Source organism: Diplocloster modestus (assembly GCF_019042245.1).
GTDB classification, from domain to species: Bacteria; Bacillota; Clostridia; order Lachnospirales; family Lachnospiraceae; genus Diplocloster; species Diplocloster modestus.
The window spans coordinates 65,227-82,131 of sequence record NZ_JAHQCX010000011.1; the positions used below are offsets into that span (position 1 = coordinate 65,227).

Annotated in this window: 16 protein-coding genes; 7 read left to right on the forward strand and 9 right to left on the reverse strand. The window is 49.0% G+C overall.

Going from position 1 to position 16,905, the window contains the following annotated elements:
• Positions 1–188: 188 nt before the first annotated feature.
• On the forward strand, positions 189–1,268 hold the full coding sequence (locus KTH90_RS15655) for an endonuclease/exonuclease/phosphatase family protein (protein ID WP_158352198.1): 1,080 nt from the start codon (positions 189–191) through the stop codon (positions 1,266–1,268).
• Here KTH90_RS15655 and KTH90_RS15660 read toward each other — a convergent pair.
• The 5 genes from KTH90_RS15660 to KTH90_RS15680 form a co-directional block, all read right to left on the reverse strand.
• Entirely contained in the window at positions 1,253–2,266 is a 1,014-nt protein-coding gene (locus KTH90_RS15660; protein ID WP_158352197.1) for an ABC transporter substrate-binding protein, read from the reverse strand. The genes KTH90_RS15655 and KTH90_RS15660 overlap by 16 nt on opposite strands.
• Before the next feature lie 3 nt (positions 2,267–2,269).
• Positions 2,270–3,856 (reverse strand): spermidine synthase, encoded by a 1,587-nt coding sequence (locus tag KTH90_RS15665; protein WP_158352196.1) that lies wholly within the window; start codon positions 3,854–3,856, stop codon positions 2,270–2,272.
• A 95-nt stretch (positions 3,857–3,951) separates the two neighbouring features.
• Entirely contained in the window at positions 3,952–4,614 is a 663-nt protein-coding gene (locus tag KTH90_RS15670) for a hypothetical protein (RefSeq protein ID WP_158352317.1), read from the reverse strand.
• Between the two features lie 238 nt (positions 4,615–4,852).
• Positions 4,853–5,416, reverse strand: coding sequence for a TetR/AcrR family transcriptional regulator (locus KTH90_RS15675; RefSeq protein ID WP_238727034.1), 564 nt, complete (start codon positions 5,414–5,416; stop codon positions 4,853–4,855).
• Positions 5,417–5,569: 153 nt separating this feature from the next.
• A complete protein-coding gene (locus KTH90_RS15680; RefSeq protein ID WP_158352194.1) occupies positions 5,570–5,989 on the reverse strand; it encodes a metal-dependent transcriptional regulator in 420 nt (139 codons plus the stop codon).
• 330 nt (positions 5,990–6,319) lie between these two features.
• On the opposite strand from KTH90_RS15680, the gene KTH90_RS15685 reads away from it, so the two are divergent.
• The 4 genes from KTH90_RS15685 (at position 6,320) to KTH90_RS15700 (ending at position 9,819) form a co-directional block, all read left to right on the forward strand.
• The gene (locus KTH90_RS15685; RefSeq protein ID WP_158352193.1) at positions 6,320–6,565 is read left to right on the forward strand and encodes a FeoA family protein; all 246 of its coding nucleotides are present in this window, start codon (positions 6,320–6,322) and stop codon (positions 6,563–6,565) included.
• A gap of 3 nt (positions 6,566–6,568) precedes the next feature.
• Positions 6,569–8,455, forward strand: coding sequence for a ferrous iron transporter B (feoB, locus tag KTH90_RS15690; protein WP_158352191.1), 1,887 nt, complete (start codon positions 6,569–6,571; stop codon positions 8,453–8,455).
• A gap of 236 nt (positions 8,456–8,691) precedes the next feature.
• Positions 8,692–9,465: an SDR family oxidoreductase gene (locus tag KTH90_RS15695; protein WP_158352189.1), complete on the forward strand. Its 774-nt coding sequence runs from the start codon at positions 8,692–8,694 to the stop codon at positions 9,463–9,465.
• A 15-nt stretch (positions 9,466–9,480) separates the two neighbouring features.
• Positions 9,481–9,819: a nuclear transport factor 2-like protein gene (locus tag KTH90_RS15700; RefSeq protein WP_158352188.1), complete on the forward strand. Its 339-nt coding sequence runs from the start codon at positions 9,481–9,483 to the stop codon at positions 9,817–9,819.
• A 117-nt stretch (positions 9,820–9,936) separates the two neighbouring features.
• On the opposite strand, the gene KTH90_RS15705 is transcribed toward KTH90_RS15700, so the two are convergent.
• Genes KTH90_RS15705 through KTH90_RS15715 form a run of 3 tightly spaced genes read right to left on the reverse strand, consistent with a single transcriptional unit; the run spans position 9,937 to position 10,953 of the window.
• Positions 9,937–10,176, reverse strand: a complete 240-nt coding sequence (locus KTH90_RS15705; RefSeq protein WP_158352187.1) for a hypothetical protein — start codon at positions 10,174–10,176, stop codon at positions 9,937–9,939.
• Between the two features lie 49 nt (positions 10,177–10,225).
• On the reverse strand, positions 10,226–10,426 hold the full coding sequence (locus KTH90_RS15710; protein WP_158352186.1) for a hypothetical protein: 201 nt from the start codon (positions 10,424–10,426) through the stop codon (positions 10,226–10,228).
• Positions 10,423–10,953: a CarD family transcriptional regulator gene (locus KTH90_RS15715; RefSeq protein WP_158352185.1), complete on the reverse strand. Its 531-nt coding sequence runs from the start codon at positions 10,951–10,953 to the stop codon at positions 10,423–10,425. The genes KTH90_RS15710 and KTH90_RS15715 overlap by 4 nt, the downstream gene beginning before the upstream one ends.
• Before the next feature lie 486 nt (positions 10,954–11,439).
• Here KTH90_RS15715 and KTH90_RS15720 point away from each other — a divergent pair, with 486 nt between their 5' ends.
• Entirely contained in the window at positions 11,440–12,825 is a 1,386-nt protein-coding gene (locus KTH90_RS15720) for a glutamate synthase-related protein (protein ID WP_158352183.1), read from the forward strand.
• A 23-nt stretch (positions 12,826–12,848) separates the two neighbouring features.
• The gene (locus tag KTH90_RS15725; protein ID WP_330656046.1) at positions 12,849–13,850 is read left to right on the forward strand and encodes an NYN domain-containing protein; all 1,002 of its coding nucleotides are present in this window, start codon (positions 12,849–12,851) and stop codon (positions 13,848–13,850) included.
• A gap of 417 nt (positions 13,851–14,267) precedes the next feature.
• On the opposite strand, the gene KTH90_RS15730 is transcribed toward KTH90_RS15725, so the two are convergent.
• Positions 14,268–16,667 carry a YfhO family protein gene (locus KTH90_RS15730; protein ID WP_158352179.1) on the reverse strand — a complete coding sequence of 800 codons (2,400 nt, stop codon included), beginning with the start codon at positions 16,665–16,667 and terminating at the stop codon, positions 14,268–14,270.
• Positions 16,668–16,905 lie beyond the last annotated feature (238 nt).

Genomic DNA, 16,905 nt, shown 5'->3' on the forward strand with positions numbered 1-16,905 from the left:
TCCCCCTTCTTTTTGGACATGTGATCAGAGGTCCTATGAAGCTATATAGGAAATTCTATCGAACAATTCTTCAGATCTCCTGAAGGAAATTATTAAGAAAAAAGAAGGAAAATCTAAAAGATTCTTTACGAATAGGCCGGAAAAGTCTAAACTGGAGATAACAGAAAAAGGATAGGGGAGGATGTGCTATGAAAAAGAAACGGGTGATATTAAAAAGTATCCTGGCGGTTCTGGGGGTATTCCTCCTGGTCGTGCTGGGGTATGTGATCTATGTATTTGCCAGTTACCACAGGATAGAGGACCGGCTCGCCGTCGAGCCTGAGAATAATGTGGAAGCTATGGTCCAGACACAGACGCCCTATAAGATCACAACATTTAACATCGGATTCGGGGCATACTCCGCGGATTACAGCTTTTTTATGGACGGGGGAACCGAGTCCAGAGCATTCAGCAAAGATGCGGTGATAGAGAATACGGACGGGGCAGCCGGATTAATCAGTAATCTGGAACCGGACTTTGCGTTTTTTCAGGAAGTGGACCTTGACGCCACCAGGAGCTATCATGTGAACCAGTATGAGATGCTGAAAGAATGGTTTCCGGATCTGGCCGTGGATTTCGCGCTGAATTTCGATTCCGCTTATCTGTTTTATCCGATTCTGGAACCTCATGGGAAGTCAGTAGCCGGCCTGGCCACATTTTCCAGATACCGGATAGAGAGTGCCATGAGAAGAAGTCTGCCGATCGATACCAGCCCCATGAAATTCGTGGATCTGGACCGGTGTTATGTGGTAAGCAGGATTCCGGTGGAGAACGGCCGGGAATTATGCCTGTATAACATTCATCTGTCCGCGTATACGAAGGACGGAAGTATCCGGGAAGACCAGATTGAGATGCTGTCGGAAGATATGCAGCAGGAATACGGGAAGGGAAATTACGTCGTCTGTGCAGGGGATTTTAACCAGGATCTCTATGGGAATTCGGCCGAGATCTTCCAATCAAAGCAGGAGACTCCCGGTTGGGCGGAGGCCTTTCCCAAAGAAATGCTGGGGAAAGGGCTGCGTTTGCAGCTGCCAAAGGTTGATGAGAATCTGGTTCCCACATGCCGGAACGCGGACCGCCCCTATGTAAAAGGGGAAAATTTTGTTACAGTTCTGGATGGATTCATATTGTCCGAAAATGTAGAGTGTACGGCGGTGGAGAATATTGACGCCGGATTCCGGTATTCGGATCATAATCCAGTGCTGCTGACTTTTCAGCTGGGGGAATGATACACTGCCTCAGCCATTTCCCGCAGAGCTTCGATGAGATGCTGATTCGGAAATAGACAGCTGGACCGGTCAATGGCATACACCTCCAGATTCTGAACCGCAGTAATATTTTCCCAGCCGGGCCGGTTCAGGATCTCTTCCACGGCATCGGTATCCGTGCCCGCAGCAGCGGTGAGGATCACATCGGGATCAGCTTCAAGGGCTTGTTCTTCCTCAAGAGTCACCCAGCCGATTTCCCCGTCAAGTGCATTTTGGGCGCCGATCAGTTCCAGCATTTCATTGAGATAAACGCCGGTTCCAAAGCTTTTGATCGAAGGAAGTCCGGAAAACTCCAGCATCACGGTTTTGGGGTCGGAGATGGTCCTGCCGGTGGATGCTATCTTCTGAAGATCAATTTCCATCTCCGCCACAATGGTTTCTCCCTCCATCGTTTTTCCAACACAGTCGGCTACAAACTGTATATCATCCTCAATACTCCCGATCGTATGGGAAGAGGGAATTTCTGCGACACAGATACCGGCCTCCTCAGCGCTCTTATACATATTTACCCCGGAAGAATCCATCCGGGTGTCGGTAAAGATGATATCCGGCGCAAGAGTGAGCATCTTTGGGATATCCGGCACCAACGGATTACACACGGCAACATCTGCCTTTAGACCTGCTATGTATTCCAGTGAATCCGGATCCACGCAGATGATGCGGTTGGAAAGGCCCAGATCACAGAGCAGTTCGGTGACGGCCGGGAGCAGAGATACGATTTTATGGATTTCTTTAGGAATGGCGATCTCATTTCCGGCCCGGTCAATACCGGGAAGCGTACTGGCCAGGGTTTCCGCCTCAGATTCCAGCGAAGATTTGCCTTCCTCCTCTTCGGAGGCGGCGGCAGGACCCGCAGGCATGGGAGAATCCGCCGGTTTCGTGGAGGCAGGAGTACTGCCGCAGGCGGCCAGTGCGCACAGCAGTAATACCGTGAGAAAGAGAACAAGGGATTTCTTCATAGTTTAAAGCGCCTCCCAGTCTCCGGATTTGATCATTTCCTTATAATACTGAAGTTCATCAGCGATAAGCTCATCGATCACCTTCATACCCAGAAGCTCCACGGGTGCCTTGTCATCGGTCAGGATCCGGTTCCCGCCCTTTACCGGTGTAAGTCTGCCGCTCACCTGCTCCATCATAGCGGCGAGATCCGGATCGGAGATAGAAGCCCGGCCCTGATCGAAGGCGGCCAGCATATCCGGATTCATAGATGCAAAAAGTTCGATATTGGTGCCCCGTTCCAAAACGGCCGTATATACCTGAGGAAAAACCGAGGCGATGGTATCACAGAGATATTCGTTGATGGAGCCCTCCTTTGAGGAGTGCATATTCATATTTACCACCATCACCCCTTCTTCGTTCAGATGATCCCTCACCATGGTAAAAAACTCTACGGTAGACATCTGAAACGGAATCGTAATATCCTGATAGGCGTCCACCATAATGACATCATATTTCTTGTCTGTGGACAGATAAGCCCGGCCATCGTAAACGCTGACATCGACGCTTTCGGGCAGATCAAAATAAGTATCCGCCAGTTTGACAATCTTCGCATCGATCTCCACGCCTTCAATCTTTACATCGGGCAGGTATTGGGTGCACATGGAAGCATAAGTGCCGGTTCCAAGCCCCAGAATCAGGATCTCCCCGCCCGGCTGGTTTCCGGCTCCGGCCATATAGGGGGCGGCCATGGCATAATCATAATACATACCGGTCAGATCCGCGTTTTTCATCTTGATGGACTGTACTCCAGCCAGCACGTTGGTGGAGAGGATGATACTGGAGTCGTCCTCCTTCACCTGCAGATAATTATAGATCGACTCCCCCTCGTAGCTTAAGTCCTTTTCCCAAAAAGCGAAGCTGTATTGAACGGAAGAGAGGCTGAAAATTCCGATCAGCAGGACGCTGACCACGCATTTGGCCAGCTTCTTTTTCACGGTGAGGAAATAAAGAATGCCGAGCAGCGCCAGAACAGATGAAAATATAATAAATGTGGCGGCGGTTCCTACGGCAGGTATGGTGACAAAGGTAGGCAAAAATGTACCGATGATACTCCCGATCGTATTTAAAGCGCCTAATTTCCCAACGATCACGCCGTTATTCTCCAGATCCTCCATGGTGTATTTTACCAGAGACGGGGTGACGGTACCCAGTAGCATCAGAGGAAATACAAAGATCACCAGGCAGCAGATCAGAGAAGCCCAGACCAGGAAGTTCTTTTCCACCACCATGGCTACGGCCAGGGAAATCCCGGCGATCACATATTTACCGGCAAAAGGGATCGCGGCGATCCAGACCGCGGCAATTAACAGCCGTCCGAACAGCCGCCCCGGGTCCGGATTCTTATCCGCCATCCGGCCTCCCCAGATATTCCCCAAGGCCATGGCAATCATGATCGTACCGATGATCACGGTCCAGACGATCTGAGAGGAACTGAAATAGGGCGCCAGCAGGCGGCTGGCACCCAACTCAATCGCCATAACCGACATACCGGCGAAAAATTCGGTTGCATACAGAAAATATCTGCTTCTCAATAAATTTCTCTTGTCCATATAATACTCCTTTATCCTGTTGTTGGATTAACATCTTACAGAGTATTATAAAAAATCTTGTTGGCTTTTACAACTAAAAGCTGGACAATGGAGAATTATTTTTGAGACCGGGAAGCCTGAAATCCCATCCAGACCACCCAAACATAGGCGATGGTCTTGGGAATCATGAGGGCTCCAACGGGCGGAATGGTATCGGCGAACAGTACCACAGGAATATACATCAAAAAACTGATGGTGATGGCCAGCCACATAAAACGGAAGTCTTTGTCAAGGTGGCGGCGCGATTCCTGGTAAAAGAGAACGATGATAATAAGGCCGATCAGAGCGAAGGGGATGTTCCGCCAGATACCCCAGGAGAGGGGAGGAGCGGCTTCAAGCCAGGCGTTCTGCGGAAACAGGCACAGGACGACGCGAAGGGCGGCCAGAATGTAGATGGCTGTGGTCAGAGCCCCGCGCTCGGTGATCTCGTAGCGTTTCCTCCAGACGTGATAGAGGAGGACATAGAAAATGGTCATAGTGATGGAGGTGACGAGCTTTCCGATACCCAGGGCGGCGGCATGGGCGGCCAGGCCGTCGGTGCAGAGCGCGTAGGCCCGGGGGATCAGATGGAAGGCGTCGCCGCATCCCAGCACGACGGCCATGATTCCGAACAGTTTGGTTTGGGTGTTGGAGCCGGCACGCCGGATCATCAGGATTCCCAGGGTGATGACGGTGGTTAAATATACGATATCGAATAAAGTTTCCATAATTGCCTGCATAGTAGACATCCTTTCTTTTTTACAATAATGAGTTTCTACAATAAAAAGTTTCTACAATTTTACAATAATGAGTTTCTGCAATAAAGAGTTTCTACAAATATTTGCTTTCTAATTAATTTGTATGGCAGGATTATTTTGTAAAATATGAACAAGGTTCAATTTGAAAGATAAAACTAAATACTTCCGGAACGAAGCTCTTTTACGGAATCGGTACCGATGCGGCCTGTGCGATATAGAATCAGTCATAAAGCAGCCGGTTCAGCAGTTCAATAAAAAAGGAGCATTCAGTCTGGTCATTCCGCAGCATACACATCATGTTGGCAAAAAGGAATAGGGAGAAATTCTCCTTCGTGAAATTTTCGTTCCAGATGTCTTCCCGGATCTGGGAATCCCGTTCCAGCAGAGTCAGAAAGCCTTTTTGAATGTGCTGGAAGGTTTCGGCCTCGGCTTTTCGGCCGGCTTCTTTCTCTGCTACCGAAAGAGAGGCGATCTGCTGCAGAAAATTTTGACGGAACTCCTGGAGATATGTATAAAATTTATGATAGATATCCTCGAAACTTTCCGTAAACCGTGTTTTATCGGACCAAGTGCAGATATCCCGGTGAAACAGACCACACCAGAAGTTTTCGATGACAGCTATGATCAGGGCCGATTTGGTGGGATAGTAGTTATAAATGGAACCAATGGCTATATTGCACCGCTCGGCCACCTTGCGGATACTGATGTTCGCAAGCCCCTCGCTCTTCGCTATTTCCTGTGTAACGGACAGGATATGTTCTTTGGAAGTTACATTTTTGTTCATACGCTATTCATCTCCTCAACTTCAACTTGAACAATGTTCATGATACTACCCTGGAACGAAACTGTCAAGAGGGATATACAGTTTTATGAAGAGCCAGAATACAGTTTAATGAAGTGATCGTATAAAATAAGAAATGCAGGAAAAGAGGATCCGCTACCTGGGAAGAGAATCTAAAAATGTTCGGATATTATAAATAGTAGCCTCATTAATATAATGCTCGATCAATTCTACGGTTTCCAATTCATTGTCGGAGTGGTTGATCAGGCAGAACAGCTGGTGAAGGATATTATGGCGTTCAAGAAGGAATTGCCCTTTTTGGACGCCTTTTTCCGTTAACTGGATATAGCCATAGGGCTGAAAGGACACGTAGCCCATGTCTTTGAGCTTGTTGACCATTTTAGAGGCGGAGGGAGGCGTGACATGCAATAGGGAGGCCAGCACGTTAATGCGCATAATGTTCCCTTCCTGAATATGGCGGCAGATCATTTCCAGATAGTCTTCCATAGCCGGAGACAGTTCACCCGGGTTTCTGGTCTCATAGCCTTTGCTGGTATAAAATTGGTCATCCTGCATGGGTTCACTTCCTGTTCTGTATGTGATATTGAATTTGAAATATCGCAGCAGCGGGATGGATAAATAATCCGCGGAGACATTTCCTTTTTAAGTTTATGTACCTGCATGGCAGGATATGCCCCAGAAGCCGGCAAGGACTTCTGAACGCTGTAAGATAAGGCGAATAGAGGAAAGCGCAGCACATAGGGGAAGCGTGCATGAAAAATCGGTAAAAAACCGGCAAGATCGCTGTAACACTTGAAAGGGGGCTGAATATCATATAGCAAGAAACAAAGTTTCCCTGAACTAAATTTTAAAAAAGGGAAATGGGAAATAACAGGAGTTGGTCGTATGGCAAGAGGAAAATCATTGTGTGACCTGAAAGAAGGACAGTCGGCCATAGTTGCCGGAATTATCAATAAGGGAGCAATGCGCCGCAGGCTATTTGACCTGGGCGTAGTCGCGGGTACTAAAATATTATGCAGGCAGAAAAGCCCCAGCGGTGACCCGGCAGCCTATGAGATCCGGGGAGCAGTGATTGCGCTGCGTACGGAGGATTCCTCCGGTATTCTGGTCTGGGAATGCGCAAAGGAGTAGTCTATGGAATATAAAAATGAAGAACGCAGTATCGCTTTGGCAGGAAATCCCAACGTAGGAAAAAGTACAGTATTCAATGCATTGACCGGCATGAACCAGCATACCGGAAACTGGCCGGGGAAGACGGTAGCGGTGGCTTATGGCCACTGTACATATGAGGGGGAAACATACCGAATCGTGGATCTGCCCGGTACGTATTCCTTATCGCCCCATTCGGCAGAGGAAGAGCTGGCCGGGGAATATATCTGCTCCGGCGAGGCGGAGGCGGTGATCGTGGTCTGTGACGCCACCTGCCTGGAGCGGAATCTGATTCTGGTATTGCAGACACTTTCCTTTACGGAAAACGTTATAGTCTGTGTGAATCTGCTGGATGAGGCAAGAAAGAAAAAGATCAGGCTGAACTTACGGCTGCTTGAACAAAGACTGGGCATTCCGGTAGTGGGAACCAGCGCCAGAAGTAAAGAGGGGCTGCCCGAACTGCTTAAGCGAGTGCAGACATTGCCGGAGTATCTGACGGAGCACGATCCGTACCGGCCGGAAATCAATCGGGAAGACATGCTTAAGAATGACGCGGAGGAGGAGATGACGCATTTGGTGCAGACAGCAGAACAGCTGTGCCGGGATGTGGTTATGATCGAAAATGTAACATACAGGGAGCGGGAACGCAGGCTCGATAAAATTCTGACCAGCAGACTGACCGGAATACCAATCATGCTGTTACTCCTGTGCGCTGTGTTTTGGATCACGATCGTGGGGGCCAATGTCCCGTCCGAGCTGCTGGCGGATCTTTTGTTCCGGATTCAGGATCAGCTGCTTGCGTTCTGTGTATGGATCCATATGCCGGCATGGCTGTATGAACCGCTGATCTTTGGAGTTTACCGGGTCCTGGCCTGGGTGGTCTCGGTCATGCTGCCTCCCATGGCGATCTTTTTCCCGCTGTTTACGCTGCTGGAGGATTTCGGATACCTTCCGAGAGTGGCTTTTAATCTGGATCATTGCTTTCACAGGGCCTGCGCTTGCGGAAAACAGGCGCTTACCATGTGCATGGGATTTGGCTGTAATGCGGCCGGGATAACGGGATGCCGTATTATCGATTCGCCCAGGGAACGCCTGATCGCGATCCTGACCAATAATTTTGTTCCCTGTAACGGCAGATTTCCCACGCTGATCGCCATCATCAGCATGTTTCTGATCGGAACCTGGTCCGGCGCTATGACTTCTGCGGCCTCCGCCATCCTGCTGACACTGGTGATCCTGTTTGGAATCCTGATGACATTTCTGGTATCTTCCTTATTATCCAGGACGGTTTTAAAAGGAGTGCCCTCCTCCTTCGCACTGGAGCTTCCGCCTTACCGAAAACCGCAGATCGGTAAAGTGATCGTGAGATCGATCTTTGACCGGACCCTTTTCGTGCTGGGGAGAGCAGTACTGGTCGCAGCGCCTGCCGGGCTGGTTATCTGGGTTATGGCGAATGTTCAGGTGGATGGGAGAAGCCTGCTGGCCTGTACGTCCGGGTTCCTGGACCCTTTTGCCAGGCTTCTGGGTCTGGATGGGGTGATCCTTTTGGCCTTTATCCTGGGCTTTCCGGCTAATGAAATCGTTGTTCCGATTATTATTATGTCTTATATGGCAACCGGCAGCCTTTTGGAGTTAAATGATCTGGGGGAACTGCGAAAGTTACTGGTGCAGAACGGCTGGACCTGGGTTACTGCCGTATGTACGATGCTGTTCTGTCTGATGCACTGGCCCTGTTCGACTGCCTGCCTGACGATTCACAAGGAGACCGGCAGCCTGAAATGGACTGCCGCTGCCTTACTGATTCCCACGGTATTTGGAATGCTGTTCTGTTTCCTGTTCGCCGCCATTGCCCGAATGACCGGAGCCGCGTAATCAGTGCCGCTTGTGTTTCACCTGCGCCCCACGGTATGAGTGCAGGTAAGGTGCCGTATTCCTGTTGCGGCCCCCTCCGATTTTGTTAAAATTTTAATCATAATGTTAAGATTTTAATTAAATTGACAGTATTTGCCATACGTGATAGCATTATATTGTTAAAACAATAATAATTCCTATTATTAAATTTTTAACAATCTTTTCAGGTGATGGGAGATAAGAAAGGAAGGGAACGTATGAGTATTTATGTAATTACAGGAGGCACCACCGGAATTGGTGCAGCGACCAGGAAGAAATTACAGGATCAGGGGCATGAGGTGTACAATATTGACTACAAAGGCGGCGACTATCTGGCTGATTTGTCTACGAAGGAAGGCAGGCAGGACGCCATTGAAGCTGTTATACTGAAATATCCGGATGGAATAGACGGATTAATCTGCAATGCGGGGGTAGGTCCTACGGCGCCGCCGAAGGTGATTTTTGCATTGAATTTTTATGCCAGTGTTCAGATCGCGGAAGGCCTGCGGCCGCTTCTTCGAAAAAAGAACGGCTGCTGTGTGGTGACTTCTTCCAACTCGATCACAAATATGACCGTGAGAAAAGACTGGGTGGATATGCTGGCGGATGTAATGGATGAAGACCGGACGATGGAATACATAGGAGAGATCCCGGACACATTGACTGCGTCCTGCTACAGTTCCTCCAAACACGCGCTGGCCCGATGGGTACGGCGGGTATCTCCGTCCTGGGCGGTAGACGGACTGCGGATTAACGCCGTGGCGCCCGGCAATACGACTACACCGATGACACAGAATATGACGGAAGCCCAGATGGATGCGGCACTTTTGATTCCGATTCCAACCAGATACGGCAGAAGGGAATTCCTGGATGCGGAAGAGATCGCAAATGGCATTGTGTTTCTGGCCTCCCCCGAAGCCAGCGGGATCAATGGAGTGATTCTCTTTGTGGACGGTGGAATTGACGCGCTGCTGCGTTCCGAACAGATATAAGAAGGAGGGTTCCGAATGAAAATATTAGAGCAATATATTGATTGTATGAAAAAAGGGGACTGCGTGGCGCTGGCGGATCTGTTCAACGAACACGGCGTACTCCATGATTCTTCGGTTAACAAGGCTGGGATGGATACCCTGCATCTGGAAGGGAAAATGGCTATTGAAATGATGTTCCATCATAAATTCGGCTTTAATGGCGGGCCGTTTACCATCCGCAGCGTGCGGTACAAGGGGAATGATATCGTCTGGTACTTTATCATTTACCAGGAGCACGTCGTACCGGTTATGGCATATATATCGGAAGTCGACCGGGAAGGAAAGATAAAGAGACTGAATATTTATCCACTATAGCTATGGAAGGATGACGGGGATATTGCGTGTCTTGTTCTCTTCTGTCACGTAAGGATTTACCTGCTGAAATCTAAATGCAATCGGTCCGGCCGGACCGATTGCATTTAGATTAGTGGATTAATCCAGATAAGCGCCAACATCGTAAGTATTCAGTTGTTTTTTGATCTTTATGATGATAGAACCGTCGTTTTGGGTGTTTTCTTCCAGGATCTTATATTTTGTGTGGCTGCGTTCCAGCTGTCTTTTGTAATTTTCATATTCGCCTTTTACATGGTTCGCTGCGGCAGCTTGGCCGATGTGGTCTTTTAGCTGGAAGTGGATGGTCTGGTTTAGACAGGCCGATTGGATGCGTTTCATATGATCACCTTTTCCTTTTTTGCAGATAGCAATTTTTCCTTTGTTAGGACTAATCCATGTAATTGCCAACGGGATAGTCGTTATAAGACCGGATTATTTTTATGGATACGGAATGTCCGGGCTGTTCTTGCTTGTCTACGATTTTGTATTTGATATGTTTTCGGTCCAGGCTGTTTTGATAAGCTTCAAATTCTTCCAGGGACTCAAATTTTTGTGTCTGTTCCAGACATGCGCTTATGATACGTTTCATGCTTTCACCTCCTTCTGGCCATTATCTGTAGCCTGGATCTGCTCCAGAATAAAGGGCAGTACCTGGCTTGGCTTTATGTGGAGGACCAGGGCTATCTCATCAAAAAGCAGCTTTTCAGCTTCCCGGAAAAAGCGTTCATCGGTGTTGTGAAGCTTTTTTCCTTTAGATATCTGTTCCTGCTGGTGCAGGTACAGGGTTCGCAGCATTTTCAGGAGTTCTGTGCGGTTTCCGTCGGTGAGAAGTTCCCTGTATCTTGTCTTGCGCAGATTTTCATTATCGATCCAATCCTCCTGGTGGTATGGCATTTGCCGGATCATTTCTCTGATTTCCCGGACAGACAGGATTCTGCGCATCTTACCGGTTAAGTTTTCACTGTGGACCGGGACGTAGAGAGTAGAGTTTTCGTTATATACCGGCTTCAGAATATAATATTCCATGGATTTGCCGGTCAGATTCTTTTCCCCGATTTCTGTGATTTGACACACACCGTGTGTCCCGTAAGAAACTGTGTCATTTACCTGAAACATTTGATCAACGCCTTTCTTGTTTATTCCCTGTGAGTGGCTGATGGAATAAGATTAATTTCGAAATAAATATAAAAAACGTGTGGAATGCCGCAACTGGACTTACGTTGTGCTGAGCAAACTACACGTTGGTTATAGTTGGATTATAACATGAATTTTGGAGAAAAACCATAGATAGAAATGCTGCTGTTTTTAAGTTTGTGAAAACTATACGATATAGATGACCGGTATTTTTGGTCACTTTTCATGAGAAAATCGTTTGCGTTTTAGGCCAGACTTTACAGGAATTCCTGAAAGAACAGGCGCTGGTACAGACAGAAAGTATCTGCCTGTCTTTTTCGTTTTAAAAAAGTGTTTCAATTAGTTCACAAAGTTCATTCTTATTGTGTTATAATATAGTATTAAGGCAGGGGAACAGAAAAGGCATATATGAGAATAATAGTTATTACAATACAAATTTAAAATACAAAACAGAAAAGGAGAAGGCATATGGCAAAGTATAAGTGTAGGGTATGTGGGTATATTTACGATGAGGAGGCAATGGGAATCCCTTTTTCTGATTTTAAGCTGTGTCCGGTCTGCCACAGACCGGCATCCACATTCATACAAGTGGAAGAAACACAGGAAATGCAGCCGCAGGAACCGGAAAATTCCCTGTCTTATCCGACGGAATACGCCAGAATGGATGAAACCGCGCGTCATATGGACGATATTCATGAGATGGCTGTCACCGGCCGGTCTATCATAGAAGCGATGGGAACGAGGAGGCCGATGCCTTCCTGGGATGAGATCCTGATCATGGGAGCACAGTTAAATCCGTTCCCGTTAGATGAACATGCGCCGGTAACTACCACCACGATCATCGGAAAACACGCGAAAAAACCGATGGTGTTAGAAAGCCCGATCTATATTTCCCACATGTCCTTCGGAGCCTTGTCTGCAGAAACCAAAGTCGCGCTGGCACGTGGTTCCGCTATGGCAAAGACAGCTATGTGCAGCGGTGAAGGCGGTGTCCTTCCGGCGGAGAAAGCTTCGGCCTACAAATACATATTCGAATATGTGCCCAACATGTACAGTGTGACCACAGAGAACTTAAGAACCTCCGATGCCATAGAGATTAAGATCGGACAGGGAACGAAGCCCGGCATGGGCGGACATCTGCCCGGAGACAAGGTAACGCAGGAGATCGCCGACATCCGCAATAAACCATTGGGCCAGGACGTAATCAGTCCCTCCAGGTTCGAAATGATCCAGTCCAAAGAAGATCTGAAAAAACTGGTTGACCAGTTAAGAGAGACTTCAGACGGCCGCCCCATCGGAATCAAGATAGCCGCCGGACGGATCGAGAAAGATCTGCAATACATCGCATATGCGCAGCCTGACTTTATAACCATCGACGGAAGGGGAGGCGCCACAGGGGCCAGCCCTAAGCTGGTGCGGGATGCCACCAGCGTGCCCACCGTCTATGCGCTGCACCGGGCCAAAAAATATCTGATGGAGCACGACCTGGAAATCGATCTGGTGATCACCGGCGGCCTTCGGGTATCCGCCGACGCAGCCAAGGCGCTGGCGATGGGAGCAGATGCGGTAGCTATGGCTTCCGCCGGACTCATCGCGGCGGCCTGCCAGCAGTACCGGATCTGCGGAACCGGAAAATGTCCGGTGGGTGTGGCCACCCAGGACCCGGAACTCCGTTCCAGATTAAAAATCGACGCGGCCGCCCAGAGAGTGGCGAATTTCCTGAATGTCTCCACCGCGGAGCTTAAGACATTCGCACGTATTACCGGCCACGAAAATGTGCATGATCTCAATATCGAAGATCTGTGTACCATAAGTGACGATATCGCCAAATATACAAATATTTCCCATGCTTAAACACAGGAAAGGAAGAAAGAATAGTGACTGAGGAAAAAAGATTTGCCGTTTTGATCGATTCGGACAATGTATCGTCCAAATATATCAAATACATCATGGATGAGATTTCAAACTACGGAATAGTAACCTATAAGCGAATATACGGAGACTGGACGAGCACATCCTCGTCCAGCTGGAAAAATGTATTACTGGAAAATTCCATTACTCCCATACAGCAATACAGCTACACCGTTGGAAAAAACGCGACCGATTCCGCGATGATCATCGACGCGATGGACATTCTATATTCCTCGAAGGTAGAAGGCTTCTGTATCGTATCCAGTGACAGTGACTTTACCCGTCTGGCGGTTCGCCTGCGGGAATCCGGTATGATGGTGATTGGAATGGGGGAAAAGAAAACTCCCCAGCCCTTCCGGGTCGCCTGCAACATCTTCAAATACCTGGATATCCTGACTGAGGACGCGGAAACCGAAGAGGAAGAAATTAACCTGAATCCCTCAAAATCCAAATTCACCGAGGCAGCCCCGTCAGACAGCCGCAGCCAGAAAGACGTAGCCGACATGACCGACCTGGAAACCATAAAACAGGCCATGATCAATATCATAAACGAGAACGGCGATGAGGCCCGGGGGATCGACATGGGAGAGCTGGGCAACCGCATCCTAAAGCGGCATCCCGATTTTGACGTCCGCAACTACGGCTATACCAAATTATCAAAATTCCTTACCACCTTTGACTGCTTCGAGCAATCGGAGATCAAGAAATCCATTTATGTATACTTAAAAGACAACAAAGCCAACATAGACCACGTCCGTAAAGAACTCCTCAAATACATGCAGGAGAAAGGGGAACCAGAAGTAAACATGAGCCAGCTTAACCAGTGGCTGGTCAGCCGATTCCCCCAGTTCAGCGTTAAAAATTACGGCTACAAAAATTTCTCCAAATTCATCGGGGACATTGACGGCCTTAAGATCAAAAGCAGCGGAGCCAACGGGTGCGTGAAAAAAGTACTGCTGCTTAAATGATCAGATATGGGGTCAGCTATAGGGTCAGGTATGGGACCAGGGCAGGGGAAAAAGGATCGGGTGGCCGGAGGCCAGGGAAGTGCGGAAAGGACGGAGGCGCACGGGGCTTGACCAGTTGGGGCCGGGGAAATTCTCACCTGGGGGAAGGCTGTGTCCAATCATATAAGTTGCACTAACTCCGAAAGAGAAAAAGCCCCCATTACATTTTCTGTCACAAACTCGCCAAAAAATGGCTCAAACAGTGTGACAGAAAACAGGGCTTTTACTCTTTCTGCGTAAGTGCAACTAATATGATTGGCCAATGCCTTCCCCCAGGTGAGAATTTCCCCGGCCCCAACTGGTCAAGCCCCGTGCGCCTCCGTCCTTTCCGCGCTTCCCCGGCCTCCGGCCACCCGGTCCTTTTTCCCCGGAACTCTTTCAGAAACCAGTACGATCACGGTTGAAGCGCCTCCGCCAGGGCCTAAGCAGGGTGAAAAAGAGGAGAAAACCCAGGAGGGAGCAGATGAGACCCAGGAGCTTAAAGGGAGCTTGGTAGGTGATGGTGATTTTGTGGAAGCCTTTGGTTAAGGGGAGACCAACAAAGGCGGTGTTTACTTTTTCATAGGGCTGCGGACGGCCGTCGACGGTGACGGTGTAGCCCTGATCATAGGGAAGGGTGGTGGCCAGGTAACTATCGGCGGGCAGATCTATGGTTCCCTGAAGGATGGGAAGGGAACCGGATAGGGCGGCATCCGGGATCAGGGGGATAACGGAGGTCACAGCGGACTGGAAGGCGGCGGTGTTCACGGTGTAGGCCTGGATGGAGGAGAGCGTGTAGGTGCCGGGGCTGAAGCAGAGGTCCAGGTGGGTTATGGGAGTGTCGGAGGAGATGACGTAACGGAATTGATCGTTATGGTTAGGGTAGGAGGCGGTTTTCTTGGACAGCTTGTTCTGTATTCCGTTGACGGTGACGGAGGTATCAAAGGTGGGAGGATTGAGGGTGTCATCGACCTGGAATTCCAGGATGAGTATCTGGTCGGTGAGGGGGGTGTCAAGTGGAAGGACGGCGGTGGCATTGTCGGCGGCCTCTATTTTGAGGCTGCCGGAGGATTGGGTGATATGGAGATTATCGGGCTCAGTTATGGAAGGAAGGGACAGGGGAGTGAGCCAGGATTCGGTGATGGAAGGGACATCCTGGGAAGCGTGTTGCGTGATGATTCCTTCGAACAGGGGCTGGAGCGTGTAGGGAAAACGCAGGGCTTTGTAGCTGCTTTCTGAGTAGAGACAGTTGGTGGCGTAGGCCAGGGGGCGGGCGTTGCCATTTTCATACAGCGTGGTGGAGCCTTCTGTCTGAAGCGGAAGGCAGCCGGCAGGAACCTGATTCCCGCAGAGAAGATAGCGGACCCCCAGCAGGGACTGGAGAAATATGTTGGATGTGGAGGCGCTGATCAGGCTGGTCCTGGAGGGCTTTGCGTTTCCCAGACATTCGGATAGAAAGTGGAAGTAATCTTTGTTGGAGGTGGAAGAGTATATGGAGGTCCGGCGGGCTTTCAGGCCAAAGGTCTGGTTCATAGTCAGGGCGTTATCATCCAGGTCGTCGGTGCGGCAGGGAACGGAGACCGGGAGGGAGGAGAGGAGCTTTTCCTTTTCCGTCAGGCGCAGGGATTCCGTGATGGATTGGCCGGCCCAAGTCTCGGTGTGATTTACGATGAGAGAAGTGATACAGGAGGTCAGGATCAGGAGATAACACAGGGCGGACTGCCTGCGCAGTCTGCTTTTTAAATACTGCAGTAGATGGAGAGCGGGCAGAAGATAGAGAGGGAGAAAGGGAATCAGGGCTTTGGCGCGCAGGTATAAAGTCCCGTTTAACAGGTATACGAAGAGGGGAATCATCTGCAAAAATATCAGCAGCACAGCGAGAAGGCGGAGCGGACGATTTTTGCTGAGGCAGGCGGCAAGCAGCGCTGCCAGGGAAAAACAGGTCAGTCCTGTACCGTAAGCACTGTACAGAAGCCAGTCTATAGAGAATTTCGGGCAAAGAAGGCTCAGGAAGGAAAGAGAACCGGAACCGCTCCGGCCGTTCAGGATTACATAGGCGACCGGCAGCAGAAGCACACCTGCCATCAGGACAGCAGTCAGGATAGCAGGCAGAATATGCAAGAGAGGACGGAGAGTCTCTTTGCTGAATAGGCGGGTATTCTGCCCATAGCTTAAGTAGAGGGAATAGATCAGGATAGTGCCGATACAGCCTACGCTGAAAAAATAGCTGATCATGATGCAGAAGAAGACACTGATGCAGACCAGAGCCCGTTTCCCGGTTCTGAAGTAACAGTCGGTTCCAATCAAAGCCAAGAGCAGAAAAGGCATATAGTCCATGAACATAATGTGGCGGTGGGAATGGAACAGCACCGGGGAAGCGCACAAAAACAGTACGGATACGGTCAGGCGGGGAAGCATGGCACATGTATGGCTTCTCAGCCAATAGTAAAAGAGACAGACACTGGCGATTACGCAAAGTACCGCCATGACCGCGATATAGTCCGTCATGGGGACAGAAGGCATGAGATAGGATGGCAGGAGCAGGGGGTTAAGCAGACCGTAGTAGGCAAAGTAGTAGATATTCTGACCGCCGCCCAGTTCCGGAGCATAATCTGGAAATAGATTACCGGTCTGGTAAAACAATTGTCTGAAATATTCCGGAAAAACGCTGTGCTGGCTTAACCAATCCATTTTAGAACCATAGTTACTGTGGGCGGGCCAGATCAGTAGAACCAGCGCAAGAGCCAGGGTTGCCAATAGAAGATAAGGAATCAGTTGTTTTATTCTTGGTTTTGTCATCGGATATGCCTCATTTTTTGTTTGTCAGATCTGGAACTCTCTGGTAAATCTAGGAAAATTATAGTATTTAATTCTAAAGAATTTTCACAGAATTTCAGACAGATATTCTAAAGATATTTCTTAGAAATTCAATCAGATATTCTAAAGATAAAAGAAAGAATAATATGGTTGCTATTTTACTAAATGCACTGCTGCCTAAAGAGCAGAAGGCTTAACCAAAATATCCGCTGGGTTAACG

Excerpts from the sequence above, each read along its gene's own strand:
- KTH90_RS15680 (WP_158352194.1), bottom strand. The coding sequence starts at position 5,989 with ATGCAGGATGACCAATTTTATACCAGCAAAGGCTATGAGACCAGAAAC.
- KTH90_RS15720 (WP_158352183.1), top strand. The coding sequence starts at position 11,440 with ATGGCAAAGTATAAGTGTAGGGTATGTGGGTATATTTACGATGAGGAG.
- KTH90_RS15705 (WP_158352187.1), bottom strand. The coding sequence starts at position 10,176 with ATGAAACGCATCCAATCGGCCTGTCTAAACCAGACCATCCACTTCCAG.
- KTH90_RS15665 (WP_158352196.1), bottom strand. The coding sequence starts at position 3,856 with ATGGACAAGAGAAATTTATTGAGAAGCAGATATTTTCTGTATGCAACC.
- KTH90_RS15695 (WP_158352189.1), top strand. The coding sequence starts at position 8,692 with ATGAGTATTTATGTAATTACAGGAGGCACCACCGGAATTGGTGCAGCG.
- KTH90_RS15730 (WP_158352179.1), bottom strand. The coding sequence starts at position 16,667 with ATGACAAAACCAAGAATAAAACAACTGATTCCTTATCTTCTATTGGCA.
- KTH90_RS15660 (WP_158352197.1), bottom strand. The coding sequence starts at position 2,266 with ATGAAGAAATCCCTTGTTCTCTTTCTCACGGTATTACTGCTGTGCGCA.
- KTH90_RS15675 (WP_238727034.1), bottom strand. The coding sequence starts at position 5,416 with ATGAACAAAAATGTAACTTCCAAAGAACATATCCTGTCCGTTACACAG.
- KTH90_RS15670 (WP_158352317.1), bottom strand. The coding sequence starts at position 4,614 with ATGCAGGCAATTATGGAAACTTTATTCGATATCGTATATTTAACCACC.
- KTH90_RS15685 (WP_158352193.1), top strand. The coding sequence starts at position 6,320 with ATGGCAAGAGGAAAATCATTGTGTGACCTGAAAGAAGGACAGTCGGCC.
- KTH90_RS15655 (WP_158352198.1), top strand. The coding sequence starts at position 189 with ATGAAAAAGAAACGGGTGATATTAAAAAGTATCCTGGCGGTTCTGGGG.
- KTH90_RS15715 (WP_158352185.1), bottom strand. The coding sequence starts at position 10,953 with ATGTTTCAGGTAAATGACACAGTTTCTTACGGGACACACGGTGTGTGT.
- feoB (WP_158352191.1), top strand. The coding sequence starts at position 6,569 with ATGGAATATAAAAATGAAGAACGCAGTATCGCTTTGGCAGGAAATCCC.
- KTH90_RS15700 (WP_158352188.1), top strand. The coding sequence starts at position 9,481 with ATGAAAATATTAGAGCAATATATTGATTGTATGAAAAAAGGGGACTGC.
- KTH90_RS15710 (WP_158352186.1), bottom strand. The coding sequence starts at position 10,426 with ATGAAACGTATCATAAGCGCATGTCTGGAACAGACACAAAAATTTGAG.